Here is a 26033-nt window from a genome sequence, read left to right on the forward strand (position 1 = left end):
GGAGCTCGTGCCCCGCGGTTACGCTGCGTTGGTGAAGCTGGGCAGGGTGATCGCCGCGACCGGCGTGCGGATGCGGACCACCGCGGTGGCGGTGCTCGCGCTCGCCCTGGCCATCGCCGCCGCGGGCGTCGTCGTGGTGCTGCTGCTCGAGGAGTCGCTCGACCGCAGCGTGACCGAGAGCGCGCGCAGCACCGGCCGCCAGGTCGCCATCCAGCTCGTCCGCGAAGGCGCGCGTGACCTCAGCGCGTCCGACGTGGCCAGCACCGGCGACACCGAGGCGGTCACCCAGGTGCTCAACGCGCGGGGCAGGCCGATCGCGAGCGACCCGGCGATCGTCGGGCACCCGCCGCTGACCGGCACCCGCCCGCCCGTCGGGCAGGAAGCCATCGAGACGCTGCCGCTCGGGCTCAACGGCGACAGCGCCGACTACCGGGTCGTGTCGCAGCAGGTCAACGGGCCGGGCGGGCCGTACACGGTGATCTCCGCGCGGTCGCTGGAGCCGGTGACCGAGGCGTCGACGCGGCTGACGCTGCTGCTCGGGCTCATCGCCGTCCCGCTGCTGGCCATCTCCGGGCTGGCGGTCTACCGCGCGGTCGGCTCGGCGCTGCGGCCGGTGGAGCGGATGCGCCGGACCGTCGCCGAGATCTCCACGCGTGACCTGGCCGCCCGCGTGCCGCTGCCGCCGGGCGGTGACGAGGTCCACCGGCTGGCCGTGACGCTCAACGAAATGCTCGGCCGCCTCGCGTCGGCGCAGGCGGCGCAACGCCGGTTCGTCGCGGACGCCAGCCACGAGCTGCGGTCGCCGTTGTCCACGATCAGCACCGCGCTCGACGTCTCCGGCAGGCACCCGGAGAGCGCCCAGGACCTGGTGCCGGTGATCGCCAGGGAAACCGCGCGGCTGCGCGAGCTCGTCGACGACCTGCTCATGCTCGCCCGCACCGACGACACGACCGACCGGCCGTCGCGCACCGAGGTCGACCTCGACGACATCGTCCGCGCCGAAGCCGAGCGCGTCCGCGGCGAGTGCGCGCTCGACGTCGAGGTGCGGGCCGGGCCGGCGAAGGTGCGGGGCAGCGAGGCCCAGCTGCGGCGGGCGGTGCGGAACCTGGTCGACAACGCCCGCGGGCACGCGCGCTCGCACATCCGCGTCGCCAGCTCGGTGCGCGGCGGCCTCGCCGTCGTCGAGGTGAGCGACGACGGCCCCGGGGTCGAGGAGCCCGACCGCGAACGGATCTTCGAGCGGTTCGTCCGGCTCGACGCGTCACGGCAGCGCGGCCACGGCGGCACCGGGCTGGGCCTGCCGATCGTCGCGGGCATCGCGGCGCGCCACGGCGGCCGGGCCCGTTACGCGGAGTCGGACGAGCCGGGCGCGCGGTTCCTGCTGGAGCTGCCGGTGCTCGAACTGCCGGAGGAGGAGTGATGCGGCTGCTGATCGTGGAGGACGAACGCGAGTTCGCGGAGACGCTGCGGCGCGGGCTGGTCGCCGAGGGGTTCACCGTCGACGTCGCGCACACCGGCGCGGAAGGGCTGTGGCGGGCGACCGAGCAGGAGTACGACGTCGTCGTCCTGGACATCATGCTGCCCGAGCTGTCCGGCTACGAGGTGCTGAAACGCCTGCGTGCGGCGGAGAACTGGACGCCGGTGCTGATGCTCACCGCGAAGGACGGCGAGTACGACGAAGCCGACGCGTTCGATCTCGGCGCCGATGACTACCTGTCGAAGCCGTTCTCGTTCGTCGTGCTCATCGCGCGCCTGCGCGCGTTGCTGCGCCGCGGCGCGCCGGCCCGTCCCGCCGTGCTGGAGGCGGGCGACCTGCGGCTCGACCCGTCCGCCCGGACCGTCCACAGAGGACAAACGCGGATCGAGCTGACCGCGCGCGAGTTCGGGCTGCTGGAATTCCTGTTGCGGCGCCCCGGCACGGCGCTGACGAAGAACGAGATCCTCAACCACGTCTGGGACGCGCACTACGACGGCGACGAGAACGTCGTCGAGGTGTACATCGGATACCTGCGACGCAAGATCGACGCGCCGTTCGGCACCCGGACCATCGAAACGGTCCGCGGTGTCGGGTACCGATTGGTGGACGTTACCCGATCGTGATCCCCCGGGGAAATCCGGGAATTGGTTCAGCCGGGTGTTCCGGCGTTGCGCCGTTCGCCGCCGCCGGTTGCCGCGGATCGCCCAGCCGTTGCAGCGAACCGGTGAAAAACGCCGTGGCGAACCTCATCATCGGATGGTTGTGCACGTTGCTACGGTGAGCTTTCCTCTGCCATGAGGAAACCGCGGCGGAATAACAGCGGCCGTTCTCGCCCGAATTCCGGCCGGAAAGGGGAACATTTTCGGTGAGCATCCGGAATCGGCTGTGCGCATACGCCGGGAACCGCGTTCGGCCGTCCATTCCGGGGAGCGTGCGGCGGTGACCCTGCAGCTCTACGGGATCGTTCGCGCCGGGCACCCGCGGGCGCCGCGGACCGTGTGCTGGGAGGACCTCGCCATGGTCGTCGGCGAGCCCGAGCCCGACCCCGCCGCGCACCTGGCGATCGTGTCCGCGCTCGTCGAAGGCGGCCCGGTGCTGCCCGTCCGCTTCGGCGCCGTGGCCGCGGACGAGGACGCCGTCCGCACCCGGGTGCTCGCCCCGGACGCCGGCCGCTTCCGCGCCGACCTCGATCGGCTCGACGGCCTGGCTGAGGTGCACGTCTGCCTGCGGTTCAGCGGACCCGGCTCGGCGTGGCGGGCGGCCCGCTCGGACGGGTTGCTCGCCGAAGTCGCCCAGCGGGCCCGCGACTCGGTGTCGCTGCCGGCGGGCGAGTCCGCCGACGAGCGGTGGGCGTTCCTGGTCGGGCTGGGCGACCTGCTCGTCATCCGCGACGCTGTGGCCGGCCTCGGCCGCGCCGGCGGGGTCCAGGCGGACTGGCTCGGCCCGCTGCCGGCGTACAGCTTCCTCGACCGGCGCACGTGCTCGCGGTGGACCTGGTGAGCGACCGCGGAACAGTCGCTGAACACTCGTTCCGGTACTGGCCGTCGCGGCCCGCGGTCGGCGATCCTGGCGCCGTGACCACCAGCGAAGCCGCGGCGCTCCCGCGCGCGTTCGGCGGCCCCGGCGCCGGGCCCGGCCAGTTCCGCGCGCCGTCGGGCATCGCCGTCGACGCGCACGGGCGCGTGTGGGTGGCCGACACCGGCAACGACCGCGTACAGGCGTTCACCCGCGACGGCGCACTCGTGCGCGTCATCGCCGGGCGGCTCAAGGCGCCGGAAGGGATCGCGGTCGACGCGGCGGGCAACGTCTACGTCGCCGACACGGGCAACCGCCGGGTGGTGCAGTACTCGTGGTGGGGCGGGTTCGTGCGCGAGTTCGGGAACCTCGTGCGGCCACGCGCGGTGGCGCTCGACGCCGCCGGACGGCTCCTGGTCGACGACACCGGCCGCGTGGCCCGGTTCGACACGCGCACGGGCGCCGCGCTGCCCGGCACCGCCGAGCCGATCAGCTCACCGCGTGACACCGCGGGCGACGGCTCGGGTGGCGTGTGGGTCGCCGAAACCGGCAACCACCGCATCGTCCACTTCGGACCGTTCGCCTAGTTCTTCGAGATCGCGGCCGTCGCGCGGACCACGGCGGTGCAGCGGTTCTCGACGTAGGCGAGCCCGGCCTCTTCGGCGATGCGGCGCGCTTCGGCCGAGACGATGCCCTGCTGCAGCCACAACGCCTTGGCGCCGATCTGGGCGGCTTCGCGGGCGATGCCGGGTGCTTCGGCGGCCGGCCGGAAGACGTCGACGAGGTCGACCGGCTCCGGGATGTCCTTCAGCGACCGGTACACCTTCTCGCCGAGCAGCTCGGTCGCGCTCGGGTGTACGGGGATGATGCGGAAGCCGTGCGCCTGCAGCACCGCCGGGACACCGTGCGCGGCCTTGGCCGGATCGCGGCTCAGGCCCACCACGGCGATCGTGTTCGCGCCGGCGAGGATCTCCTCTGCGTTCATACCGGTGGAACGCGCAACGGGCGTCAAAGCTTCCAGAGCCGCAGGCCGCGGACGCGGTAGACGGGCCACAGCACGTGCCACGGCTTCCGGCGGGCGAAGGTGGCGGCGCAGGTCAGGATGTTGCGAGCGGCCGTCGTCGCGACCTCGTGCCGGTCGGCCCAGACCGCGCCCTTGGCCCCGATCGCGATGCGGAACACGGTCAGCAGGCCCCGGCCCTGGAGGTCGTACTTCGCGCCGGTGTCGCCGGAGCCGGGGGCGAGCTCGGCGATCTCGGCGCCGAACGCGCGCGCCGCCTGCGGGGCGACCGCCGCGGGCACCACGCCGACACTGCGCGTGATCGCCTTGCCGTGCATGCGCCGGGCGTACCGGAACAGCAGCGAGCGCTCCCACCACGGCAACAGCCGGTGGTGCGCGAGCAACGCGGCGCATTCGCCGTGCCCGATCGCGAAGATGCTGGTCAGCTCGTCGTAGGCACCATTCGTCGCCGGTTCGTTCAGGTGCAGCCGAACCTCGAAGCGGATGCGCGCGGTGAGTTCGTCGAGCCGCTCGCGGTGGTCGAGCCGTGCCTTCGCGCGGGAAAGTGACCAGTCGGACATCGCACCTCCAGACGTCGCGCACAGGCTAAACGGCGCGCGGCGCCCGAGGCAGGAGTTCAGCCGATCTTCTCGCCGTACATCTCGCCGAGCGGGTCGGAGATCAGCTCGATGCGGGCACCGTCCGGGTCGGACAGGTAGATGGACGTGCGGCTCTCCAGCAGGTACGGCACGCCGGCCTCGTCGAGCTTGTCCTTGATGACGCTCCACCGTTCCGGCTCGACCGACAGCGCCAGGTGGTGCAGGCCACCGAGGACTTCCGCGTACGGGCCGAGGTCGAGGCCGGGCAGGTCGAAGAAGGCGACGGCGTTGCCGTTGCCGACGTCGAAGAAGAAGTGGCTGGAGCCGGGGTAGTCCCGGTTCTCGATCAGCTCGGTGAGCGGGAAGCCGAGGAGGTCCTGGTAGAACCGGATGGTCCGCTCGACGTCGCTGGAGATCAGCGCGGTGTGGTGGATGCCGCGTCCGTTGGTCGCCGGTCGCTCGGCGGCCGGGCGCAGGTGGCGCTCGCGCAGCTCGTCGCGGATTTCGGCGAGTTCGGCAACCTCGGCCTGGGTCGGTGCCATGTCCCTCACGTCCCTTCCTGGTGGTCCTTCGGACGGTACGCTCCATTTATCTTGCGCGCAAGAGATTGCCTGGCGAGAGTTCCGCTGAACGGAACGTCCTGGCTTGTGCCGGGGTTGGGCGCACGGCAGAGTCCCGGGGGTGGACGTCAGCAAGGTGCAGGAGGCCGCCGCCCTACTGGCGCGGGCCTACGCGACGCGCGAGCCGATCGAACCGCTGATCAAGACTTATCCGGACGCGGGGGTCGAGGACGCGTACCGGATCCAGCAGGAGCAGGTGCGGCGCTGGGTCGAGGGCGGCGACGCCGTCCGGGGGCACAAGGTCGGGCTCGCGTCGGCCGCCATGCAGCGGCAGATGGGCGTCGACCAGCCCGACTACGGGCACCTCACCGGCGGCATGTTCCACCTGGAGCACCAGCCGATCCCCACGACGGCGTTCCTGCAGCCGCGCATCGAGCCCGAGATCGCCTTCGTGCTCGGGTCGGCGTTGCGCGGCCCCGGCGTCACGGTCGCCGACGCGGTGCGCGCGGTCGACTTCGTGCTGCCGTCGCTGGAGATCGTCGACTCGCGGATCCAGGACTGGAAGATCTCGCTGTTCGACACGATCGCCGACAACGCGTCCTCCGGCGGCGTGGTGCTGGGCAGCAGCCCGACGGCGTTGCGCGACGCCGACCTGCGGCTGGCCGGCTGCGTGCTGTACCGGAACGGCGTGGTGGCGGCGACCGGCGCGGGCGGCGCGGTGCTCGGGTCGCCGCTGAACTCGCTGGTGTGGCTGGCGAACACGGTGGGGCCGCTGGGCGTCACCCTGGAGCCGGGGCACGTCGTGCTGCCGGGGTCGATGACCCGGGCGATCCCGGTGTCGCCGGGTGACACGATCGTCACGACCATCGCCGGCATCGGCAGCGTCACCGCGGTCTTCTCGGAGGAAGCATGAACGTGCGCGAGGCAGCCGCCGCGCTGCTCGGGACGGTCTCGGAGCGAGCCCCGCTCTCGGCCGACTGGCCGGACCTGGACGTCGAGACGGCGTACGCGATCCAGGACGAGGCCCTGCGGCTGCGGCGGGCCCGTGGCGAGACGCTGGTCGGGCTGAAGCTGGGCCTGACCTCGCGGGCGAAGCAGGAGCGGATGGGCATCGACGCGCCGCTGCTGGCGTGGCTGACCGACGCGATGGTGCTCCCGGCGGGCGCGCCGGTACCGCACGACGAGCTGATCCACCCGCGCGCCGAGCCGGAGCTGGTCTTCGTGCTGGGCCGTGAGCTGGCGGGCCCGGGCGTCACGGCGGCAACGGCACTGGCGGCGGTCGACCGCGTGTACGGCGGGATCGAGGTCATCGACAGCCGGTACGCGGACTACCGGTTCACGCTCCCGGACGCGGTCGCGGACAACGGCTCGTCGGCGTACTTCGGCGTGGGCCCGGTGGGCCTGCCGCCGGCCGCGCTGGACTTGTCACTGGAGGCGGCCCTGCTGGAGGTGGACGGCCAGATAGTGGACACGGCAACGGGCGCGGCGGTCCAGGGCCACCCGGCGGAGGCACTGGCACTGGCGGCGAACGCACTGGGCGCGCGCGGACTGGCGCTGGAGCAGGGCTGGCTGATCCTGACGGGCGGCATGACGGACGCGGTCCCCCTCCGCCGCGGCTCCCGTGTCGCGGCCCACTTTTCTCATTTGGGCTCGATCACCCTGGCCTGCTGACGTCTTGTCGAAGCGCGGACCGGATGGCGCGAGTTCCGGCCGGTGCAGGCGAGTTCCGGCTTGGGGCACGCGAGGTTGGCGCCGGGTCGCGTAGGTACGCGGCTTCGCGCGCACCGGACTCGGCCGGGTGGCGCGGCTTCCGGTCCGGTCGGGCGAGGCCGGTGCTCGATCCACGCGGGTTCCGGCTCCGGTCACACCGGACTCGGACGGGTGGCGCGGCTTCCGGTCCGGTCGGGCGAGGCCGGTGCTCGATCCACGCGGGTTCCGGCTTCGCGCACCGGACTCGGCCGGGTCGCGCGCGTTTCCGGCTCCGGTCGCGCGAGGCCGGTACCAAGTCCACGCGAGTTCCGGCTTCCCCACTCCACTGCGAGGCCGAGTTGCGCAGGTTCCGGCTCCGGTCACGGGAGATCGTGCCCGAGCACGCCGGTTCCGGCTTCGCGCACACCGGACTCGGCCGGGTGGCGCGAGGCCGGAACCCAACACGCGCGAGTTCCGGCTTCCCTCACCCCAGCTCGGGCCGGGTCGCTGAACTCCGGCCTCCCGCACGCCGATCAGGGCGGAATCATGAGTTCCGGCCGGTGCAGGCCAACCCGCCCGCTGGACGCCCGGCCCGCAGCCGGGCGGTCTCCCGCACCCCAGATCGGCGTCCAGCGCCCCGGCGATGAGCCACCTCAGTCGGTCCGGGCCGGGCTCACCTCCTCCTCCGCGTCTTCCGCCCGCGGTTGCGGTATCGCCGCCTCGCTCGCGCGGTATGCGCGCGCCTGGATTTCGTACAGCTCGTGGTAGAGCCCGCCCGCGCGGATCAGCTCCTCGTGCGTTCCCTGCTCGATCAGCCTTCCCTTCTCCAGCACCAGGATCCGGTCCGCCGACCGGATGTTGGCCAGCCGGTGCGTGACCAGGATCGTCGTGCGGCGGCCGCCGCGGAGGGAGGTGCTCGCGTGCTGGAGGCCGGCGAACACGCGGGCCTCCGCTCGGGCGTCGAGCGCCGCCGTCGGCTCGTCGGCCACCAGGACCGAGGCGTCGCGGTAGATGCCCCGCGCGATGCCCATGCGCTGCCACTGGCCGCCGGACAGGTCCTGGCCTTCGTCGAACTTCTTCGACAACACCGTGTTCTCCTTGGCCGGCAACGAGTCGATCACCTCGTCCGCGCCCGAGCAGCCCACCGCTTCGCGCCACGCCCGGCGGTCCGGGTCCGGGCGGCCGAGCCGGCCCACCGTGACGTTGTTCGCCGCCGTCATCGGCCATTCCGCCGGTTCCTGCGCGATCACCGCGATGTTCGCGTGCACCGTCGCCGGGTCGGCCTGCGCCAGGTCGACGCCGTCCCAGCGCACCACGCCTTCGTCCGGTGGGTACAGGCCGGTCAGCAGCTTGCCGAGGGTCGTCTTGCCCGAACCGTTCTCGCCGACGAGCGCGACCACCTCGCCGCGCCGGATCGTCAGCGAGATGTCCCGCAGCGCCGGGCTCGGCCGGCCCGGGTAGGTGAACGTGACGCCCTCCAGCCGGATCTCGGCCGGGTCGGCGGGCGCGGCCAGCGTCGTCGCCGGTGGCCGCCGCTTCCGCGACTCGGCGAGCAGCTGGTTGTAGAACCCGATGTAGAACGAGTCTTCGTAGAGCGAGTTGACCGCGCGCGTGGTGCTGGACAGCGCCGTCGACGCCGTGCGCATCGCCAGGACCGCCGTGCCGGCCAGCGCCAGCTCCATCGCGCCGGAGTAGAGCAGCCAGCCGAGCACCAGGTACGCGACGGCGGTGCCGGCCCCGGCCGCCGCCCGGCCGGTGGTCCGCACCAGGTTGCTGCGGTGCGCCAGCCGGACCTCCTCCCGCACCAGGCTGCGCGAAATGCGCCGGTACTCGCCGAGCAACGGCTCCTGCAGCGTCAGCGCGTGCCGTTCGAGGGCCATCGTGCGCCAGGTGGCGACCTCTTCGACGACCGTCTTGCGGATGTTCCGCGAGACCGTGTCGATGTAGTGCCGGTAGTTCAGCTTCGCGACGCGGGCGGCCGCCCAGCCGTCGGCGGCCGCGGCGAGCAGCAGCACGGGCGCCAGCCACGGATTGAGCAGGCCCGCGGTGACCATCGCCGCCGCGAGCGAGATGGCCGACGACGTCAGGTCGGCCAGCCGGCGCAGGCTGGTCTCGATGGCGCGGACGCCGTACCGGGCGCCCTGCCGGGCCAGCTCGCGGAAGTCGGCGTCCTCGAACGCGATCAGCCCGACGCGCACGACCGCCGCCGTCACCGCGTCGTCCGCCGCCGCGGTGACCCGTGGCCGCAGCGCCCCCTCGACGGCCGCGACCGCCGAATCGAGCGCCGCGCGCGCCGCGTACGAGCCGGTGACGACCAAGATCGCGGGCAGCGACTCAAGGACCCGCTCCGGGGTCGGGCCTTGCTGGAGCAGGGCGGTGAAGACGTTCGCGGTGGCCAGCAGCCCGAACGCCGTGACCGTGCCGGACACGACGTGCACGAACCCGGCCAGCAGCGTCAGCCGCGGCGACGTCCGCCAGGCCAGCCGCACGACGACGGTGACCGCGGTGGGCAGCGCGCGGACGGCCTGGCCGAACCCGGCGGCGGCCACCCGTTCGTCGACGCGCGCCCATTCGGGCATCTTCAGGTTCTCGACCCCGATCAGCGGGGGCGAGTCCGTGGTGTCCTGGGTCGTTCCGGCAGGTCTGCGCACCCCTTCATCTCTACTCCGGGGGTCCGACAATTCCGGGCGGCCGCGTCGCGGGCAACCAGCCCCGACGCTACGCCGTTCGGGTGAATGTAATCGTTTTCCATGGGCGTCCGGCGACATTGGCGACACACTCGCAGCAGGGCGCGGAATCAAGCAAAACCGAATAACTCACCATTGTTGTTTAATTGCAGCGGCGCGCCGGACCGTCCGAGCGGCGGGTTCGTGGATGCGCTGGCAGAGACCGGAAACAGGTGACGTCCTCACAGCAAGGGGGGAGGGGCGTCACCTGTTTCCTCCTGTCCGTTTTCGCGCGTGTACCGCCCGCGCAGAAATGGGCGGAATTCGTCGTCGTCGCCCATCCGGACGTCGATTTCGTGGGTCAGCGTGTCACCGTCCCGGGTGAGCCGGTGCCGGGCCACCCCGCGGGCGGTCTTCTTCTCGAGGACCAGCGTGGCGCCGGTCCACCCGCCGCGGGCCGCCGGTTCGGGCGGGAAGCCGTAGCTGTCGAAGCCGTACCAGAGCGTCTCGCCGGTCCGCGGGTCGACGGTGAACACGTTGTGCCCCAGGAACTCCGAGCCGTCTTCGCGGCGCTGCCGGTAGTTCTGGATCACCGCGAAGCCGTTGAGTGCCCGGCGGTATTCGCAGTCAACGTGCGCGGTCGAGGCCGGCGCCCACGGCGCCGCGGCGAGGTCTTCGGTTCCGGCCCAGCGGCCGACGAGAGCTTGCAAGGCGTCGTGCGCGGGGCCCAGGGTGGGCATGTCCATGATCGTCTCCATTTCGACAGGCACCTGTCGATGTGCGAGACTAGCACGCATGCGGTCCCTTCGAGCCGAGACGTTCACCCGGGTGATCGACGCGGTCTTCGCGTGCAACGGCGGTTTCCTCGCGGCGGGTGACGCGCTGACGGAACCGGTCGGGCTCACCGCGGCGCAGTGGCAGGTGCTCGGCTTCCTCGAAGACGGCCCGGCGACCGCGGCGGAGGTCGCGCGCCGGCGTGGCCTGCGCCGCCAGAGCGTGCAGGAGACGGTAAACCGGTTGCTGCGCAATGGAATGCTCGACCGGCTCCCGAACCCGGCCGACGCGCGGGCGCCGCTGCTGGCGCTGACACGGCGGGCGAAGACGGCGCTGCGTTCGCTCGGGGCGGCGCAGGAGGAGTGGGCGGAGGACGTGGCGCAGTCCGTGTCGCAGGAGGACCTGGAGACGACGTTGCGCACGTTGCGGCGGCTGCGGGAAGTGGTGGCGCCGCCGCGTGACTAGCGGGCCGCGCCGGGGCCGGGAAGCGGGTCGACGTCGCCGGCGTGCATCGGCTCGCCGCAGTGGGTACAGCGCAGGTCGACGGTGGCGATTTCGCCGCAGGCGTGGTGGCGGTAGAGCACCGGCGGCCCGGGCTCGCCGGCGAGCCACTTGTCGCCCCAGCGGGTCATGACCATGAGCATGTCGACCAGCTCGCTGCCCTTTTCAGTCAGCACGTACTCGTAGCGCGGACGGCGGTCGTACGGCCGCCGCTCGAGGACGCCCTGGTCGACGAGGTGGTTGAGGCGCTCGGTGAGGACCTTGCGCGAGATGCCGAGGTCCGCCTGGAGCTGCTCGAACCGGCTGATGCCGACCCACACGTCCCGCAGGATCAGCGGCGACCACGGCTCGCCGACGACGTCGAGCGTGCGCGCGATCGAGCACGCGGCCAGTTCGCTGAAGTTCGTTCGCTGCATGCGGCCAGTTTAACACTCGGGGTTCCCTTAAGGAACTCAAGCTGCTACGTTGAGTCTCCTGAAGGAACTCAGAAAGGACGGTGGCAGATGAGCAAGGTGTTCAGCGCCCTCGCGGTGTCGGTCGACGGCTACATCACCGGCCGGGAGCCCGGCCCCGGACGCGGGCTCGGCGACGGCGGCACGCTCTTCGACTGGTACACCGACGGCGACACGCAGAGCCGCGTCTTCGGCTTCTTCAAGCTGAGCGAGCCGAGTGCCCGCGTCTTCGACAGCCTGGCCGGGCGCGTCGGCGCCGTCGTGGCGGGCCGCAACACCTACGAGGACTCCGAGCACTTCGGTGGCGGCAGCCCGCACCCGGGCGCACCGCTGTTCCTCGTGAGCCACCGGCCGGCGCCGGAGCTGACCGATCAGCAGACGCTGGTGGGGAACATCGAGGAAGCGGTCGAAGCCGCTCGCGCGGCGGCGGGCGGCAAGGACGTCGGCCTGATGGGTGGCGGCGTGCTGGCGTCGGCGCTGGCGGCGGGGCTGGTCGACGAGATCGTCCTGCACCAGGTGCCGGTGCTGCTCGGGGGCGGGCGGTCGTTCTTCCGGGAGCTGCCTTCGCACGTCCGGCTGAGCCTGGTCGAAGCGGTCGCCGCGCCCGGCGTCACGCACCTGCACTACGCGGTCAATTGAGAAACCATCGACTGAGGAGAAGACCATGCTGAACGAAGACGTCCGCCGCATCCTCGCGACCACGGCGATCGGCCACCTGGCGACCACGCTCCCCGACGGCGCGCCGCATTCGGTGCCGGTGTGGGTCGACCCGGAAGGCGACCGCATCGCGATCATGACGGGCCCCGACTCGCGCAAGGCCCGCAACCTGCGCCGCGACCCGCGAGTGGCGTTGTCGCTGACACCGCGGGACAACCCGTTCGAGCCGGTGATCATCCGCGGCCGGCTGGTGGAGTGGATCGAGGGGGACGCGGGGTGGGAGATCGTGGACCGGATCGCGACCAAGTACATCGGCCGGCCGTATCCGCGGGAGCAGGAACGGGTGGCCGGGCTGATCGAGGTCGAGCGGCAGAGTGTGGGGATGGGCTGAGGGCACGGGGTTCGGAGACTCTCCTGGCCTACGGCGCTCGACGCCGGATGACATCGCGCCCGGCGCAAGGCCGCCGGTGTGTCAGTCCGGCTTGATGCCCAGCAGGGTCAGGAACGTGCGGAAGCCCGCCGGCATGTCGACCTCTTCCGGGTCCAGCAGCCATTGCAGCTGCAGGCCGTCCAGTACCGCTATCGCTATCGGAGCCAGCTGTTCCGGTGTCGTCCCCGGTGGCAGCTCCTCCCGGTGGCGCTCCAGCATCTGCGTCATGCCCGCGCGGACCCGCGCGTACCGGTCGTGGAAGTACTCCCGCGCCGGATGGTCCTCCGTGACGCTGTCCGCCGACAGCACCGTGTACGTCTGGACGATCCCCGGCCGCGTCGCGTTGTAGTCCACCAGATCCGCCAGCTGGTTCACCGTCATCGCCGACTCGTCGCCCGGTGGGGCGTGGCCGAAGTGCAGCAGGTCCCACTCGTCGCGGGTTTCCAGCACCGCCGTCAGCAAGTCCTCCTTCGTGGGGAAGTAGTGCATCAAACCCTGCTGGGTCAGCCCGACGCGCTCGGCCACCGCCGCCAGCGAAGTGCCGCGATACCCCCGTTCGGCGATCACCTCGAACGCCGCCCGGACGATGCTCGCCCGGCGGTCGGTGCCCCTGGCCCGCGTCATGCTGCCGAGCCTACGGGACAACCCGTCACGGAAAGGTAACTTTCACTACTCACCACCAGGTAGAGTGTCGGCATGAGCTTCGACGTCGACGCGCTGCTGGCCGAGCTCGACCTGGACACGAAGGCGAGCCTGCTCGCCGGCCAGGACGTCTGGACCCTGCCCGCGCTCCCGCGGATCGGCCTGGACTCCCTCGTGCTCTCCGACGGCCCGGTCGGCGTCCGCGGGACGCGGTGGAGCCCGGACGATCCCTCGGTGACGCTCCCCAGCCCGACCGCGCTCGCCGCGAGCTGGGACCCGCGCCTGGCGGTCGAAGCCGGACGGCTGCTCGCCCAGGAGGCCCGCCGCAAGGGCGTGCACGTGCTGCTCGCCCCCACGGTGAACCTCCAGCGCTCGCCGCTGGGCGGCCGCCACTTCGAGTGCTACTCGGAAGATCCCCTCCTCACCGGGATGATCGGCGCCGGTTACGTGACCGGCGTGCAGGACGGCGGGGTCGCCGTCACGGTCAAGCACTTCGTCGCCAACGACTTCGAGACCGAACGCTTCACCGCCGACGTCCACGTCAGCGAGCGCGCGCTGCGCGAGCTCTACCTCGCGCCGTTCGAACTCATCGTCCGGCGCGCGAAGCCGTGGGGGATCATGGCCGCCTACAACAGCGTCAACGGCACCACGATGACCCAGCACGCCGAGCTGCTCAACGGCGTGCTGCGCCACGAATGGGGCTTCGACGGCTTCGTGGTCTCCGACTGGCTGGCCGCGCGCGACACCGTCGCCTCCGCCAACGGCGGACTCGACGTCGCCATGCCCGGCCCGCGCACGGTTTTCGGGGACCGGCTCGCGGAAGCCGTGCGCGGTGGCGAAGTCGACGAAGAAGTCGTCGACGACATGGTCCGCCGGGTGCTCCTGCTGGCCCACCGGACCGGCGCGCTCGGCGGCACCCCGCCCGTCACAGAATCCCGTGTGGACGGTGACGCGGTCGCGCGCGAGATCGCGCACCGGTCGTTCGTGTTGCTCCGCAACGAAACCGGCCTCCTGCCGCTGCGCGAACCGCAGCGCGAACCCCGGAGCATCGCGCTCATCGGCGCGCTGGCCGAAGACCCGAAAATCCTCGGCGGCGGCAGCGCCACGGTGTTCCCCGATCACGTCGTCTCCCCTCTCGACGGCCTCCGGAAGGCCCTTCCGCCCGGCACCGAGCTGACGTTCGCCACCGGTGCCGATCCGCGCACGACGCTACCGCCGGCCACCGACAATTTCCGGCTCCGCGCGACCGCCCGAGCCGCGGACGGCACCCGATTGGCTGAATTTCCGCTCAGGGAAGCCAAAATCGACTGGATCGGGGAACTCCCGGACGGCCTCGACCTGGCCACGCTCGCGTCCGTCGAAATCGAAGGCACGTACCTGCCGGAGCAGACCGGCGTCCACACCTTCGGCCTCACCGGCCCCGGCGACCTCCGCCTGACCGTCGACGGCGAAACGCTCTTCGACGGCGTGAACCTGCCGGAAGGCGGTGACGTCTTCACGTCGGTCATGCAGGTGATCGAGCAGCGCCGGGAGATCGAGCTGACCGCGGGCGAGCCGGTGGACGTCAGCCTGACGTACTGGATCCCGTCGGAGATGGCCGAGTTCGCCCGCGGCACCTTCGCCTGGGTCACCTTCGCGCTGGGTCACCGCGGCCCGGTGCTCGACCCCGACGCCGCGCTCGAGGAAGCCGTTGCCCTGGCAGGGAAATCCGATGTCGCCGTCGTCGTGGTCGGCACCACCGCCGAGGTCGAGAGCGAGGGCTTCGACCGGACGACCCTCGCCCTGCCCGGCCGTCAGGACGAACTCGTGCGCCGGGTCGCCGAAGCCAATCCCGACACGGTGGTCGTCGTCAACGCCGGTTCGCCGGTGGAGATGCCGTGGCGCGACGACGTCGCCGCGATCCTGCTCACGTGGTTCCCGGGCCAGGCCGGTGGCGACGCGCTCGCCGACGTCCTCTTCGGCCGCGAAGAGCCCGGCGGCCGCCTGCCGGTGACCTGGCCGGCGCAACTCGAAGACGCGCCGGTCACGAACGTGACGCCGGAAGACGGCGTGCTCGAGTACGACGAAGGCGTCTACGTCGGCTACAGCGCCTGGGCCCGCGCGGACCGCAAACCCGCTTACTGGTTCGGCCACGGCCTGGGCTACACGACCTGGGTGTACGAAGAGCTGGACGCGTATGCGGACGACGAAGGCGGCGCGCGCGTCCGAGTCCGCGTACGCAACACAGGAAAGCGCAGGGGCCGCGAAGTCGTCCAGCTCTACCTGGCGCCCACCGAACGCGGCGACCGCCCGCAACGCTGGCTCGCCGGCTTCGCGAGCGTCGAAGCCGATCCCGGCGAGGCCGTCGAGACCGACATCGCCGTCACGCCGAGGTCGGCCGAAGTGTGGCGTGACGGCTGGCAGCACATCGCCGGCGAGTACGTCCTCGAGGCTTCGCACTCCTACGCGGAGCCGAGGCTGAGCACCCGCGTCGTGCTCCAGAAAATCCGTTGACGCGCCGGCGAGCCGCCCCTAACTTGACGGGCACCCGTGACCGGCGAAAGGAGGTGGGACCGATGATCACGCAACCGATCACGCGCTCCCACTCCGCCGCGAGGGTGCCGGCCTGCTGACCGGGAGCGCGCTCTCCCGGAAGGATTTCCATGACCGACCTGGTCGTGCGCCCGCTAGAAGCGGGCGAAGAAGCACTGTTCACCTCCCTGCCCGATCGCGGTCTCGTCGGCCGCAAGCTGTTCGGCGACGACTTCGCCGAGATGGCGAAGCGGGGCGAATACCGGTCCGAGTGGACGTGGGTCGCCCTCCGCGACGGCGTCGTCGTGGCGCGCGCCGCCTGGTGGGGCACGCCGAAGGACGAAACGCCGATCGCGCTGGACTGGTTCGACTTCACCGACTTCGACGCGGGCGTCCACCTGCTGAAGACGGCGCCGCTGCGGGCGGAGTTCTCCCTGACCACGCCACCCGCGTGGCAGGACGACCCGGACGTCGCGCACGAGGTGCGGATCCGGGTCGAGGCGGCCGGGCAGGCCGGCTACCGCAAGCTCGTCGAGCGCTACCGGTTCTCCTGGACGCCGGAGAGCGGCCTGCCGGAAAGGCCCGGCAGGCTCGAGTTCCGGCCGGAGCCGGACGACGACGTCATCCTGGACGTCTTCAGGCGCGTGCACGTCGGCAGCCTCGACGCGCACGTGCGGAAGACGGTCGAAGAGCACGGCCTCGACGCGGCCGCGCGGGAGGACCTCGACATCATGCGGTGGATGCCGGCGCCGCGGGACTGGTGGCGGTTGGCGTACACGCGCGATGGCGACCTGGTCGGGCTCACGCTGCCGAGCCGCAACGCCTACGACCCGGTGGTCGGCTACATCGGCGTGGTACCCGGGCACCGCGGCCGCGGCTACGCGTACGACCTGCTGGCCGAGGCCACGCACGACCTCGCCGGGTACGGCGCGGAGAAGATCGTCGCGGGCACCGACGTCGGGAACGTCCCGATGGCCAAGGCGTTCGCGAAGGCGGGTTACGCGGTGACGCAGCACCGCATCGACCTCGTGTGACACCGCGGCGGCCGCGTCTTGCCCGGCGCGGCCGCCGCGCGGTACCGTCGCTAGAGCGATCTATCAAATCGGGGGCTCAGATGGACGTCCTGCAGCAAAAGGGGCTGACGCCGCTTCGGGTGATCCTCGGCTTCTCGCTGGTCAGCACCGCGTTGCACTACGCGCACAACGTGGTCCGGGCGGCGGACTACCCGCAGATCCCCGGCATCTCCGTGCTTGTCACGCAGATCGTCGTGGCGTCCTCATGGGTGCTGTTCACGGCGTCCGGCTGGCTCGGCTACCGCGCCTACGAAGGTGGGCGGTACCCGCGGGCGCTGGCGTTTCTGCTGGTCTACTCGCTGTCCGGGCTGGCCAGCGCCGGGCACTTCCTGGTCGGCGTGCCGCGGATCCCGGCGTTCTGGTTCGCGACGATCGTCACCGACTCGGCGGCAGCCGTGGCCCTGTGGGTCTTCGTAACCTGGGCGTGGTCGGTGCTCAACCGGGTGACCGCGCGAGATCAAGTTTCTACACAACATTGACGTTCGTCTGGCTCATGTAGACAATCGGGAGAGTGACCACCACCACACCGGTTGCCTTCGAACGCCGTCCCGACGAGTACCGCCACTGGCGCCTGCGGGTCGACGGGGAGGTGGCCTGGCTCGAGATGGACGTCGACGAGCAGGGTGGGCTGGTCCCGGGCTACGAGCTCAAGCTCAACTCCTACGACCTCGGCGTCGACATCGAGCTGTACGACGCCACCCAGCGGCTGCGGTTCGAGCACCCCGAGGTCCGCGTGGTCATCGTGACCAGCGCGAAGGACAAGGTCTTCTGCGCCGGGGCGAACATCCGGATGCTGGCCGCGTCCGAGCACCACTGGAAGGTGAACTTCTGCAAGTTCACCAACGAGACCCGCAACGGCATGGAGGACGCCACCGAGCACTCCGGCCAGATCTACCTGGCCGCGGTGAACGGCACCTGCGCCGGCGGCGGCTACGAGATCGCGCTGGCCTGCGAAAAGATCTTCCTGATCGACGACAACTCCTCGACCGTCGCGCTGCCGGAGGTCCCGCTGCTCGGCGTGCTCCCCGGCACCGGCGGGCTGACCCGGGTGGTCGACAAGCGGCGGGTGCGCCGCGACCTCGCCGACGTCTTCGCGACGCGTCCCGACGGCGTCAAGGGCAAGACGGCGGTCGACTGGCGGCTGGTCGACGAGCTGGTCCCGCGCCAGGAGTTCCGCGAAACCGTGCTCGAGCGGGCCCGCGAGATCGCGCGGGAGTCGGACCGGACCGGCGAGGGCGGCATCGAGCTGACCCCGCTGGAACATCGCTATGTCGACACCGAAGTGGCGAAGGACCGGGTCACGATCACCGTCAAGGGCCCCGGAAGCGGCCCCGGCGACCTGCACGAAGAGGGCGCGGGCGGCTGGTTCCTCGCGATGACCCGCGAGCTGGACGACGCCATCCTGCGGCTGCGCACCAACGAGGTCGAAGCGGGCACCTGGATCCTGAAGACGCAGGGCGACCCCGCGAAGGTCGAAGCGCACGAACAGGCCGTGCTCGGGCAGAAGGACTGGCTGGCCAACGAGATCGCGCACTACTTCAAGCGCACGCTGAAACGCCTGGACGTCACCAGCCGCAGCCTGATCGCGCTCATCGAACCCGGCAGCTGCTTCACCGGCGCGCTGCTGGAGCTCGCGCTGGCCGCCGACCGCCAGTACATCCTGGACGGGCCGCCGATCGACGACGAAGACAGTGCCGAACGCGCCACCATCCGGCTGACCGACGCCAACTTCGGCGCCTTCCCGATGGGCAACGGCCTGACCCGCCTGCAGGCGCGGTTCTACGGCGACGACGACCACCTCGCCTGGCTCGCGCGCGAGAAGAACCGCGAGCTGAGCGCGGCCGAAGCCCTCGAACTCGGGCTGGTCACCGACGCGCCGGACGACCTCGACTGGGAGGACGAGATCCGGATCGCGCTCGAAGGCCGGGCGTCGCTGTCGCCGGACGCCCTGACGGGCATGGAGGCCAACCACCGGTTCGTCGGCCCCGAGACCGTCGAGACCAAGATCTTCGGCCGGCTGGCGGCGTGGCAGAACTGGATTTTCACCCGGCCGAACGCATCCGGCCCGGAAGGCGCCCTGCGCCGATACGGTACCGGTCAGAAGGCCGTCTTCGACAGGAAGCGGGTCTAGCGCAGATGCCCGAGAAGATCGACTACGACGCCAAGATCCCCAACAACGTCAACCTCGCCGAGGACCGGCGGCTGCAGCGCGCGCTCGAAGGCTGGCAGCCGAAGTTCATGCACTGGTGGGCCGAAATGGGCCCGACGCTGGAGACCCACGGCGTCTACCTGCGCACCGCGGTCAGCGTCGGCCGCGAGGGGTGGGCGCACTTCGACCACGTCAACGTGCCGGACTACCGCTGGGGCATCTTCCTTGCCGAGCGCGACCCCGACCGGCGGATCGCCTTCGGGGAGCACCAGGGCGAGCCGGTCTGGCAGCAGGTGCCCGGCGAGTACCGCGCCGACCTGCAGCGGCTGATCGTCATCCAGGGCGACACCGAGCCGGCGTCGGTCGAGCAGCAGAAGCTACTCGGCCTCACCGCGCCGAGCCTCTACGACCTGCGCAACCTCTTCCAGGTCAACGTCGAAGAGGGCCGTCACCTGTGGGCGATGGTGTACCTGCTGCACGCCTACTTCGGCCGCGAAGGCCGGGACGAGGCCGAAGGACTGCTGCTGCGCAACTCCGGCAGCCCCGACGCGCCGCGCATCCTCGGCGCGTTCAACGAGGAGACCGCCGACTGGCTGGCCTTCTACATGTTCACCTACTTCACCGACCGCGACGGGAAGTACCAGCTCGGCACGCTCAAGGAAAGCTCCTTCGACCCGCTCTCGCGCACCTGCGAATTCATGCTGAAGGAGGAAGCGCACCACATGATGGTCGGCACCACCGGCGTCGACCGCGTGGTGACCCGCAGCGCCGAGCTGATCCGCGAGCACGACACGTTCGACATCGGCCCGCACGGCGGCATCCCGCTGGACGTCATCCAGCGGTACCTCAACTTCCACTACACCGTCTCGCTCGACCTGTTCGGCAGCGAGACGTCGACGAACGCGGCGAACTACTACACCGCCGGGCTCAAGGGCCGCTGGCAGGAGACCCGCCGCAAGGACGACCACAAGCTCACCGAGGACGCCCGCACCATCGAGCGGCCGAACGACGACGGCACGTGGACGACCGAGGAGATGCAGGCGATCCTGTTGCTCAACCTCGACCTGCGCGGCGAGTACGTGGCCGACTGCCAGACCGGCGTCAACCGGTGGAACAAGATCCTCGCCGAAGCCGGCATCGACTACGCGTTCCGCCTGCCGCACCCTGGCTTCAACCGGGAAGTGGGCATAAACTCCGGCCACCACATCACTCCCGACGGCACCATCGTCGACGAGGCGACGTGGCAGGCCGGCAGGAGCAAGTGGCTGCCCACCACCGAGGACCTCACGTTCGTCCGCTCGCTGATGCACCCGGTGTACGAGCGGGGGAAGATCGCGAGCTGGGTGGCCCCGCCGCGGCAGGGCATCAACGGGAAGCCCTTCGACTACGAGTACGTGTACCTCACGTAGGAGGTCTGGTGGCGACAGGGTTCAATGCCGCGGAGTACCTGCTCTCGGCCGGGCACCCGGACGCGACCGCGGTCGTGTCGCCCCGCCGTTCGCTGACCTACGCCGAGCTGGCGGCGGAGACCGGGCGGGTCGCCGCCGGACTCACCGGACTCGGCGTGCGGCCCGAAGAACGCGTCATGTTCTGCATGGTCGACGACGTCGAGCTGCTCACCGGCATCCTCGGCGCGATGCTGGCGGGCGCGGTCGCGGTGCCCGTCTCGACGATGGTCACCGGGCTGGAGCTGGGCAAGATGCTCGCCGACTCGCGGGCGCGCGTGCTGTGCGTGTCCGGCGAGTTCGCCGAGCAGGCCGTGACCGCGCTCGGGCTCGCCCCCGAGGTCACCGACGTCGTGCTCGACCGCGCCGACGCGGCCGGGTTCCCGGTCCGGACCCACGAGTGGACCGCGCTGGACGGAACGTTCCACAGTGGACTGACGTGGGAGGACTCGCCCGCGTTGTGGCTCTACACGTCGGGTACGACGGGCGAGCCCAAAGGCGCCATGCACCGCCACGCGAGCGTCCGCGCGGTCTGCGAGACGTACGCGCGCGGTGTGCTGGCGACGACGCCGGTGGACCGGTTCCTGTCCGTGCCGAAGCTCTTCTTCGCCTACGGCCTGGGGAATTCCTGCTTCTTCCCGCTCGGCGCCGGCGGCACGACCTTGCTCGAGCCTTCGCGCCCGACACCCTCGTTGTTCGCCAGACGCGCTCGCGAAGAGCAGCCGACGTTGTTCTTCGCCGTCCCGACGTTCTACGCCGCGTTGCTCGCCAGTGACGTCCCGGACGACTCGTTCGCTTCGGTGCGCCACGCGGTTTCGGCCGGGGAGCCGCTGCCCGCGTCCCTGTTCGAACGCTTCCGGGCGCGGTTCGGGCTGGAGATCCTCGACGGCATCGGGTCGACCGAGGCATTGCACATCTTCCTGTCGAACCGGCCCGGCGCGGTGCGGCCGGGCAGCACCGGCGTCCCGGTGCCGGGGTACGAAGTCCAGATCCGCGACGAAGCCGGCGGGGTGGTCGACGCCGCCGGCCGGCCGGGCGAGCTGTTCGTGGCCGGGCCGTCGACGGCGACCGGCTACTGGGCCCGCTACGACGCGACGAAGCTCGTGTTCCAGGGCCGGTGGCTGCGGACCGGCGACAGCTACGTCCGCAACGAGGACGGCACGTACAGCTGTCTCGGCCGGTTCGGGGACATGCTGAAAGCGGGCGGGATCTGGGTGTCACCGTCCGAAGTGGAGGAGCGGCTGCGGCAGCACCCGGCGGTGGCGGAGGTCGCGGTGGTGGCCGCGCCGGACGCCGACGGCCTCGACAAGCCGGTGGCGTGCGTGGTCGCCGCGCCCGGCACGACGGTGGACCCGGCCGAGCTGATCGAGTTCTGCCGCGAGGGTCTCGCCGCGTTCAAGCGCCCGCGTGGCGTGGTCGAACTGGCCGAGCTGCCGAAGACGGCGACCGGCAAGATCCGCCGCAACGTGATCCGCGAGCAGGTCCGCGACGTGCTGCGGGTGGTGCCGAGCACGTGATCGAGGGGCACTTCGTGGTGGACGCGCACGTCCACACCCCGCGGCTGCCGACGCTCAAGCCCGCCTGGCTGCAGTGGGCGCACGACTTCGCGGGGACCTACCCGTGGCGGTCGGTGTATTCCGAAGACGGTTCGGTGGTCCCGGCGGCGATGGACGAGCTGATGGAGTCCGAGGGCGTCGACCGGGTGCTGCTGTTCTGCGAGTACAGCCCGCGTGCGACGGGGATTCAGCCGATCGAGGACAACCTGCCGCTCGTGGAGTTCAACCCGGACCGCTTCCGGCTCGTGGCGAACGTCAACCCGTACCTGCACCACCCGGCGGTCTCGGAGGTTTCGCGTCAGCTGGACCTGGGTGCCGTGGCGTTGAAGATCCACCCGGTGCACGGCGCGTTTTCCCCGGCGGACAAGGAGCTTTACCCGGTCTACCAGCTCTGCGCCGAACGCGGTGTGCCGGTGATCCTCCACTCGGGAACGTCGAGCTTTCCCGGCTCCCGGACCAGTTTCGGCAACCCGGAGCTGATGTCCGACGTGGTCGAGGACTTCCCCGCGCTGCAGTTCGTCTTCGCCCACGGCGGCCGGGGCTGGTGGTACGACGTGGCGGCGTTCCTCGCGCTGGCCCGCGAGAACGTCTGGCTCGACCTCGCCGGGCTGCCGCCGAAGAAGCTGCCGGAGTACTACCGGCGGTTCGACCTCGCCCGGCTGGCAGGCAAGTTCGTGTTCGGCACCGACTGGCCGGGAGTGCCTTCGGTGGCGGGGAACGTCCGCACGCTGCTGGGGCTGGGCCTGCCGGACGAGGTGCTCACCGGCGTGCTGTCGGGCAACGCGATCAAGCTGATGCCGTCGCTGGCGTAGCCTGGCCTGGTGGGGGGACGGATTTCGCTGCTGGTCACGTCGGTGGTGCTGCTGTTCGCCGCCGGTGCCGCACCAGTTCGCCCGCACACGCCGGCGGAGTTCCTGAACCGGACGATCGCGTTGATTCGGGCGCAGTCCATCGACTCGGCCGGCGTGGACTGGCCACGCGTCCAGGCACACGCGGCGTACCTCGCGCGGGGCGCGAGAGCCGACATCGGGACGCTGAAAGCACTCGAGTACGTGATCGGCGAGCTCCACGACCCGCACACGATGCTGGTATTCCCCGGACAGGCGAGGACATCGGAAGCCGAGGTCCCCACGGTGCGGACCGAAGGCGGTATCGCGACTCTCCGCCTTCCCGGGTTGGACCCGCGCGAAGCCGGCGAAGGCCGCTATCTCGACGCGGGGTTCGCGGCACTGGCCGCTGTGCCGCCGGTCTGCGGCTGGATCGTCGACCTGCGGGGAAACACCGGAGGCACGATGTTCCCGATGCTCACGGTGCTCGTCCCGCTGCTCGGCGACGGCCCCGCCGGTGCGTTCGTCGGCCGGGGTGGCGAGCGGACGCCGTGGGAGATCCACGACGGGCAGTTCTGGCTGGACGGGCGATCCATGTCGCCACGGCCCAACCCCGTGCGCCTGCCGCGGCGGCCGATCGCCGTGCTGACGTCCGGTGACACCGCCAGTTCGGGGGAAGCGTCGCTGGTCGCGCTACGCGGGATCGCGCGCTCGTTCGGCGCACCGACCGCGGGGGCCGCGACCGGCAACGACGTCGTCGATCTCGGCGGGGGTGTCATGCTGCTGCTGACCGTGGCCCGCGACGTCGACCGGACCGGCCGGGTCCACGGCAACACGCCGATCCCGCCCGACCAGCCGGCCGCCGATGCCGAGGGCGCGGCGAAGGAGTGGCTGCGCACGCGGGGGTGCCCGTGAAGGCACCCCCGCGCCCCCAGCAGGTCAGCCCCGCACCTCGTGCAGGCAGAGCACGTTGCCTTCGGAGTCGTTGAACCACGCCGCCCGCTCGTTGCCCAGCTCAGCGATGTGGTGGACGGTCTTCAGGCCCTCCAGCTCGAAGTCCTGGAACCGCACCCCGCGTCCCGCCAAGGCCGAAACCTCGCCCTCGAGGTCGCTGACTTCGAAGCTCAACGCCGTGTGCTCGCTCTGCGCACCGGCGGGCATCGGGCGGAGGCCGATGGCTCCCGCGCCCGCCGCGAAGTACAGCGTTCCGTCTTCGCCCTTCCCCGTCTGCTTCAGGCCCAGGGCATCCGCGTAGAAGTGGCCGGCGCGTTCGGTGTCGGTCACCGGGAGCATCGTCGTGATGGTCGAGTCGGTCAGCATGGCTCCCATGGTGCGCCGGTCCGGGCGCCCCGGTGACCTCGGCTTTTCACCGCTCGGCGTTGAACGCGCGCAGGGTCCGCATGGCTTCGGCGAGTGCCGCCGCGTCGTCACCCAGCGGGGTCAGCACGATGCGCCGCAGGATCTCCGCCGCCGCGGCGCGGGCCTTCTTCGCCATGTCGAGCCCGTGGTCGGTGAGCGCGGCGAACGTGACGCGGCGGTCGTCCGGGCTGGGGACGCGGCAGATCAGGTCCGCCGCCACCAGCCGGTCCGCCACCTTCGTGAAGCCGCCGCTGGACAGCGCCGCCTCCGTGGCCAGCTTGGTCATCGGCATCCGGTGGTCGGGCGAGCGGACCAGCCGCAGCAGGATGTCGAAGGACGCGGGCGCGAGCCCTAAGCGGTCGGCGATCTCGCCCATCAGCCTGTCCTGCGTGGCCAGGTAGCCCTCGATGACCAGGCCCCACCACGTGACGATCTCGTCGTCGTCGGTCTTCGGATCCGGGATCACGTGATCAGCCTACCGCAAACCCTCGCCGGAATATATCTTGCACGCGAGAGGTTGTCGCGTTACCTTGACCTCCCAGGAGGCAACCATGTCGATCAAGACGTCCGGCCTGCACCACGTCACCGCGATCGGCGGCGACCCGCAGCGCAACGCCGACTTCTACCTGCGGACACTGGGCCTGCGGCTGGTGAAGACCACCGTGAACTTCGACGACCCGGGCACCTACCACCTCTACTACGGCGACAGCTCGGGCAAGCCGGGCTCGCTGATGACGTTCTTCCCCTGGCCCGACGCGCCCAGCGGCCGCCACGGCACCGGGCAGGCGACGACCACGTCGTTCTCCGTCCCCGAGTCCTCGATCGGCTGGTGGCAGCGGCACCTGGCCGCCCAGGGCATCGAGACCGGCGAGATCCGCAACGCCGACGAAGAGGACACGCTCACCTTCCGCGACCCCGACGGGCTCAAGCTCGCGCTCGTCGCGCACCCGCAGGGCGACCCGCGCGACCCGTGGGACACCGAGCTGGTGCCGGCCGAGCACGCGATCCGCGGCCTGCACTCGGTGACGCTCTCCGTGACGAAGGAGGACGCCACCGCGGGCATGCTCACCGACGGGCTCGGCCTCACCTTCGCCCACCAGGACAGCAACCGTCTGCGCTTCGCCGCCGGCGAGGGCGGGCCGGGCGCGCTGGTCGACGTTCTCGTGACGCCGGACGCGCCGCGCGGGCTGGTCGCCGCGGGCACCGTGCACCACGTCGCCTGGCGCGCGCCGGACGAGCGGACCCAGCAGGCCTGGCGGGAGGAACTCGTCGGCAAGGGCGTGCCCGTGACGTCCATTTTGGACCGCCAGTACTTCCGCTCGATCTACTTCCGCGAACCGGGTGGCACGCTCCTGGAGGTCGCGACCGACGAGCCCGGCTTCGCGATCGACGAGCCGCTGCTGGAACTGGGCCGCGCGCTCAAGCTGCCGCCGTGGCTGGAGCCGCGCCGCGAAGAGATCGAGCACATGCTGCCGAAGCTCGACCTGCCCGCCGAGAACAACCCGGAGCTGTCATGACGCTGACGCACAAGTACGTCGAGGGTGCGCCGGACGCGCCCGTCCTGCTCCTGCTGCACGGCACGGGCGGCGGCCCCGGCGACCTGCTCCCGCTGGCGCGCGAGCTGAGCCCGGACTCCGCCGTGCTGGCCCCGGCCGGTCCGGTGTCGGAGCACGGCGCGGCGCGCTGGTTCCGGCGGCTGGCCGAGGGCGTGTTCGACCACGAAGACGTCGTCAAGCGCGCGAACCAGCTCGCGGACTTCGTCGTCGAAGCCCGGGAGAAGTACGGCCTGGGCGGCCGGCGGCTGGTCGCGGTGGGCTTCTCCAACGGCGCGAACATCGCGGCGGCCGTGCTCCTGCTGCGGCCGGACGTCCTGCGGGAAGCAGCGCTGTTCGCGGCGATGTCGCCGGTCCCGGACCCGCCGTCGCACGACCTCGGCGGCTCCCGCGTCATCCTGGCCAACGGCGAACGCGACCCGATGGCGCCACTGGCGTCCACGGAGGAGCTGATCGGGTTCCTGCGCGAACGCGGCGCCGACGTCGTCACCCAGCGTCACTCAGGTGGGCACCAGATCACGCCGGACGGCGTCCGCGCCGCGGCGCAGTGGATCAAGCCCTGACGTTTGTACGGAGCGTATACCGGCTCGCCCTACGA

28 protein-coding genes are annotated in these 26033 nt (G+C 71.3%); 19 read left to right on the plus strand and 9 right to left on the minus strand.

Translation table 11 applies throughout. The features are described 5' to 3' along the window. Positions 1–31 precede the first annotated feature (31 nt). From BT341_RS09520 to BT341_RS09535, 4 genes are all read left to right on the plus strand, one after another. On the plus strand, positions 32–1420 hold the full coding sequence (locus tag BT341_RS09520; protein WP_245804921.1) for a sensor histidine kinase: 1389 nt from the start codon (positions 32–34) through the stop codon (positions 1418–1420). Next, a complete protein-coding gene (locus BT341_RS09525) occupies positions 1420–2100 on the plus strand; it encodes a response regulator transcription factor (RefSeq protein WP_072475928.1) in 681 nt (226 codons plus the stop codon). Before BT341_RS09520 ends, BT341_RS09525 begins: the two co-directional genes overlap by 1 nt. 316 nt (positions 2101–2416) lie before the next feature. After that, positions 2417–2977, plus strand: a complete 561-nt coding sequence (locus BT341_RS09530) for a GvpL/GvpF family gas vesicle protein (RefSeq protein WP_072475929.1) — start codon at positions 2417–2419, stop codon at positions 2975–2977. Between the two features lie 74 nt (positions 2978–3051). Then, a complete protein-coding gene (locus tag BT341_RS09535) occupies positions 3052–3579 on the plus strand; it encodes an NHL repeat-containing protein (RefSeq protein ID WP_072481868.1) in 528 nt (175 codons plus the stop codon). On the opposite strand, the gene BT341_RS09540 is transcribed toward BT341_RS09535, so the two are convergent. The 3 genes from BT341_RS09540 to BT341_RS09550 are packed head-to-tail and all read right to left on the minus strand — an operon-like array spanning position 3576 to position 5133. Beyond that, positions 3576–3977, minus strand: a complete 402-nt coding sequence (locus BT341_RS09540) for a CoA-binding protein (RefSeq protein WP_072475930.1) — start codon at positions 3975–3977, stop codon at positions 3576–3578. The genes BT341_RS09535 and BT341_RS09540 overlap by 4 nt on opposite strands. Before the next feature lie 23 nt (positions 3978–4000). Then, complete coding sequence (locus BT341_RS09545; RefSeq protein WP_072475931.1) at positions 4001–4573, minus strand: hypothetical protein; 573 nt, start codon at positions 4571–4573, stop codon at positions 4001–4003. A 56-nt stretch (positions 4574–4629) separates the two neighbouring features. Beyond that, the gene (locus BT341_RS09550) at positions 4630–5133 is read right to left on the minus strand and encodes a VOC family protein (RefSeq protein ID WP_072475932.1); all 504 of its coding nucleotides are present in this window, start codon (positions 5131–5133) and stop codon (positions 4630–4632) included. Between the two features lie 139 nt (positions 5134–5272). Between BT341_RS09550 and BT341_RS09555 the strand changes: the two genes are divergently transcribed. After that, entirely contained in the window at positions 5273–6064 is a 792-nt protein-coding gene (locus tag BT341_RS09555; RefSeq protein ID WP_072475933.1) for a 2-keto-4-pentenoate hydratase, read from the plus strand. Further along, complete coding sequence (locus BT341_RS09560; RefSeq protein WP_177328772.1) at positions 6061–6822, plus strand: 2-keto-4-pentenoate hydratase; 762 nt, start codon at positions 6061–6063, stop codon at positions 6820–6822. Before BT341_RS09555 ends, BT341_RS09560 begins: the two co-directional genes overlap by 4 nt. Positions 6823–7493: 671 nt before the next feature. Here BT341_RS09560 and BT341_RS09565 read toward each other — a convergent pair. Both BT341_RS09565 and BT341_RS09570 read right to left on the minus strand, forming a co-directional pair. Then, positions 7494–9419: an ATP-binding cassette domain-containing protein gene (locus BT341_RS09565; protein ID WP_072481870.1), complete on the minus strand. Its 1926-nt coding sequence runs from the start codon at positions 9417–9419 to the stop codon at positions 7494–7496. A gap of 329 nt (positions 9420–9748) precedes the next feature. Next, complete coding sequence (locus BT341_RS09570; RefSeq protein WP_245804923.1) at positions 9749–10252, minus strand: DUF1579 family protein; 504 nt, start codon at positions 10250–10252, stop codon at positions 9749–9751. A gap of 49 nt (positions 10253–10301) precedes the next feature. Here BT341_RS09570 and BT341_RS09575 point away from each other — a divergent pair, with 49 nt between their 5' ends. Further along, complete coding sequence (locus tag BT341_RS09575) at positions 10302–10745, plus strand: MarR family winged helix-turn-helix transcriptional regulator (RefSeq protein ID WP_072475935.1); 444 nt, start codon at positions 10302–10304, stop codon at positions 10743–10745. Here BT341_RS09575 and BT341_RS09580 read toward each other — a convergent pair. Continuing rightward, entirely contained in the window at positions 10742–11197 is a 456-nt protein-coding gene (locus tag BT341_RS09580) for a winged helix-turn-helix transcriptional regulator (protein ID WP_072475936.1), read from the minus strand. The genes BT341_RS09575 and BT341_RS09580 overlap by 4 nt on opposite strands. Positions 11198–11284: 87 nt before the next feature. On the opposite strand from BT341_RS09580, the gene BT341_RS09585 reads away from it, so the two are divergent. Further along, on the plus strand, positions 11285–11872 hold the full coding sequence (locus BT341_RS09585) for a dihydrofolate reductase family protein (RefSeq protein WP_072475937.1): 588 nt from the start codon (positions 11285–11287) through the stop codon (positions 11870–11872). A 25-nt stretch (positions 11873–11897) separates the two neighbouring features. Beyond that, complete coding sequence (locus tag BT341_RS09590; RefSeq protein ID WP_072475938.1) at positions 11898–12281, plus strand: TIGR03618 family F420-dependent PPOX class oxidoreductase; 384 nt, start codon at positions 11898–11900, stop codon at positions 12279–12281. An 81-nt stretch (positions 12282–12362) separates the two neighbouring features. Here BT341_RS09590 and BT341_RS09595 read toward each other — a convergent pair whose 3' ends face one another. Next, a complete protein-coding gene (locus tag BT341_RS09595) occupies positions 12363–12944 on the minus strand; it encodes a TetR/AcrR family transcriptional regulator (protein WP_072475939.1) in 582 nt (193 codons plus the stop codon). Positions 12945–13016: 72 nt separating this feature from the next. Here BT341_RS09595 and BT341_RS09600 point away from each other — a divergent pair, with 72 nt between their 5' ends. From BT341_RS09600 to BT341_RS09635, 8 genes are all read left to right on the plus strand, one after another. Next, entirely contained in the window at positions 13017–15455 is a 2439-nt protein-coding gene (locus BT341_RS09600) for a beta-glucosidase H (protein ID WP_072475940.1), read from the plus strand. 149 nt (positions 15456–15604) lie between these two features. Next, complete coding sequence (locus BT341_RS09605; RefSeq protein ID WP_072475941.1) at positions 15605–16507, plus strand: GNAT family N-acetyltransferase; 903 nt, start codon at positions 15605–15607, stop codon at positions 16505–16507. Between the two features lie 80 nt (positions 16508–16587). Then, positions 16588–17025, plus strand: a complete 438-nt coding sequence (locus tag BT341_RS09610) for a hypothetical protein (protein ID WP_143168511.1) — start codon at positions 16588–16590, stop codon at positions 17023–17025. 32 nt (positions 17026–17057) lie between these two features. Continuing rightward, positions 17058–18677 (plus strand): 2,3-epoxybenzoyl-CoA dihydrolase, encoded by a 1620-nt coding sequence (gene boxC / locus BT341_RS09615; protein WP_072475942.1) that lies wholly within the window; start codon positions 17058–17060, stop codon positions 18675–18677. A gap of 5 nt (positions 18678–18682) precedes the next feature. Next, positions 18683–20104, plus strand: a complete 1422-nt coding sequence (gene boxB / locus BT341_RS09620; RefSeq protein WP_072475943.1) for a benzoyl-CoA 2,3-epoxidase subunit BoxB — start codon at positions 18683–18685, stop codon at positions 20102–20104. An 8-nt stretch (positions 20105–20112) separates the two neighbouring features. Beyond that, positions 20113–21657, plus strand: coding sequence for a benzoate-CoA ligase family protein (locus BT341_RS09625; protein WP_072475944.1), 1545 nt, complete (start codon positions 20113–20115; stop codon positions 21655–21657). Beyond that, entirely contained in the window at positions 21654–22508 is an 855-nt protein-coding gene (locus BT341_RS09630; RefSeq protein ID WP_072475945.1) for an amidohydrolase family protein, read from the plus strand. The genes BT341_RS09625 and BT341_RS09630 overlap by 4 nt, the downstream gene beginning before the upstream one ends. Positions 22509–22517: 9 nt before the next feature. Further along, positions 22518–23438, plus strand: coding sequence for a S41 family peptidase (locus tag BT341_RS09635; RefSeq protein ID WP_072475946.1), 921 nt, complete (start codon positions 22518–22520; stop codon positions 23436–23438). 24 nt (positions 23439–23462) lie between these two features. Here the strand turns inward: BT341_RS09635 and BT341_RS09640 are convergent, their stop codons facing one another. Further along, on the minus strand, positions 23463–23843 hold the full coding sequence (locus BT341_RS09640) for a VOC family protein (protein ID WP_072475947.1): 381 nt from the start codon (positions 23841–23843) through the stop codon (positions 23463–23465). 46 nt (positions 23844–23889) lie between these two features. Next, entirely contained in the window at positions 23890–24348 is a 459-nt protein-coding gene (locus BT341_RS09645) for a MarR family winged helix-turn-helix transcriptional regulator (RefSeq protein WP_072475948.1), read from the minus strand. A gap of 85 nt (positions 24349–24433) precedes the next feature. Here BT341_RS09645 and BT341_RS09650 point away from each other — a divergent pair, with 85 nt between their 5' ends. Further along, entirely contained in the window at positions 24434–25399 is a 966-nt protein-coding gene (locus BT341_RS09650; RefSeq protein ID WP_072475949.1) for a ring-cleaving dioxygenase, read from the plus strand. Next, positions 25396–25998, plus strand: a complete 603-nt coding sequence (locus BT341_RS09655) for an alpha/beta hydrolase (protein WP_072475950.1) — start codon at positions 25396–25398, stop codon at positions 25996–25998. Before BT341_RS09650 ends, BT341_RS09655 begins: the two co-directional genes overlap by 4 nt. Positions 25999–26033 lie beyond the last annotated feature (35 nt).

Source organism: Amycolatopsis australiensis (genome assembly GCF_900119165.1).
GTDB lineage: Bacteria > Actinomycetota > Actinomycetes > Mycobacteriales > Pseudonocardiaceae > Amycolatopsis > Amycolatopsis australiensis.

What these genes read in the sequence shown, in the direction of transcription:
- BT341_RS09575 (WP_072475935.1), top strand. Translation starts at nt 10,302, where the DNA reads ATGCGGTCCCTTCGAGCCGAGACGTTCACCCGGGTGATCGACGCGGTC.
- BT341_RS09560 (WP_177328772.1), top strand. Translation starts at nt 6,061, where the DNA reads ATGAACGTGCGCGAGGCAGCCGCCGCGCTGCTCGGGACGGTCTCGGAG.
- BT341_RS09595 (WP_072475939.1), bottom strand. Translation starts at nt 12,944, where the DNA reads ATGACGCGGGCCAGGGGCACCGACCGCCGGGCGAGCATCGTCCGGGCG.
- BT341_RS09640 (WP_072475947.1), bottom strand. Translation starts at nt 23,843, where the DNA reads ATGCTGACCGACTCGACCATCACGACGATGCTCCCGGTGACCGACACC.
- boxB (WP_072475943.1), top strand. Translation starts at nt 18,683, where the DNA reads ATGCCCGAGAAGATCGACTACGACGCCAAGATCCCCAACAACGTCAAC.
- BT341_RS09600 (WP_072475940.1), top strand. Translation starts at nt 13,017, where the DNA reads ATGAGCTTCGACGTCGACGCGCTGCTGGCCGAGCTCGACCTGGACACG.
- BT341_RS09550 (WP_072475932.1), bottom strand. Translation starts at nt 5,133, where the DNA reads ATGGCACCGACCCAGGCCGAGGTTGCCGAACTCGCCGAAATCCGCGAC.
- BT341_RS09565 (WP_072481870.1), bottom strand. Translation starts at nt 9,419, where the DNA reads ATGCCCGAATGGGCGCGCGTCGACGAACGGGTGGCCGCCGCCGGGTTC.
- BT341_RS09570 (WP_245804923.1), bottom strand. Translation starts at nt 10,252, where the DNA reads ATGGACATGCCCACCCTGGGCCCCGCGCACGACGCCTTGCAAGCTCTC.
- BT341_RS09610 (WP_143168511.1), top strand. Translation starts at nt 16,588, where the DNA reads ATGGACGTCCTGCAGCAAAAGGGGCTGACGCCGCTTCGGGTGATCCTC.
- BT341_RS09585 (WP_072475937.1), top strand. Translation starts at nt 11,285, where the DNA reads ATGAGCAAGGTGTTCAGCGCCCTCGCGGTGTCGGTCGACGGCTACATC.
- BT341_RS09650 (WP_072475949.1), top strand. Translation starts at nt 24,434, where the DNA reads ATGTCGATCAAGACGTCCGGCCTGCACCACGTCACCGCGATCGGCGGC.
- BT341_RS09525 (WP_072475928.1), top strand. Translation starts at nt 1,420, where the DNA reads ATGCGGCTGCTGATCGTGGAGGACGAACGCGAGTTCGCGGAGACGCTG.
- BT341_RS09540 (WP_072475930.1), bottom strand. Translation starts at nt 3,977, where the DNA reads ATGAACGCAGAGGAGATCCTCGCCGGCGCGAACACGATCGCCGTGGTG.
- BT341_RS09605 (WP_072475941.1), top strand. Translation starts at nt 15,605, where the DNA reads ATGACCGACCTGGTCGTGCGCCCGCTAGAAGCGGGCGAAGAAGCACTG.
- BT341_RS09655 (WP_072475950.1), top strand. Translation starts at nt 25,396, where the DNA reads ATGACGCTGACGCACAAGTACGTCGAGGGTGCGCCGGACGCGCCCGTC.
- BT341_RS09545 (WP_072475931.1), bottom strand. Translation starts at nt 4,573, where the DNA reads ATGTCCGACTGGTCACTTTCCCGCGCGAAGGCACGGCTCGACCACCGC.
- BT341_RS09590 (WP_072475938.1), top strand. Translation starts at nt 11,898, where the DNA reads ATGCTGAACGAAGACGTCCGCCGCATCCTCGCGACCACGGCGATCGGC.
- BT341_RS09580 (WP_072475936.1), bottom strand. Translation starts at nt 11,197, where the DNA reads ATGCAGCGAACGAACTTCAGCGAACTGGCCGCGTGCTCGATCGCGCGC.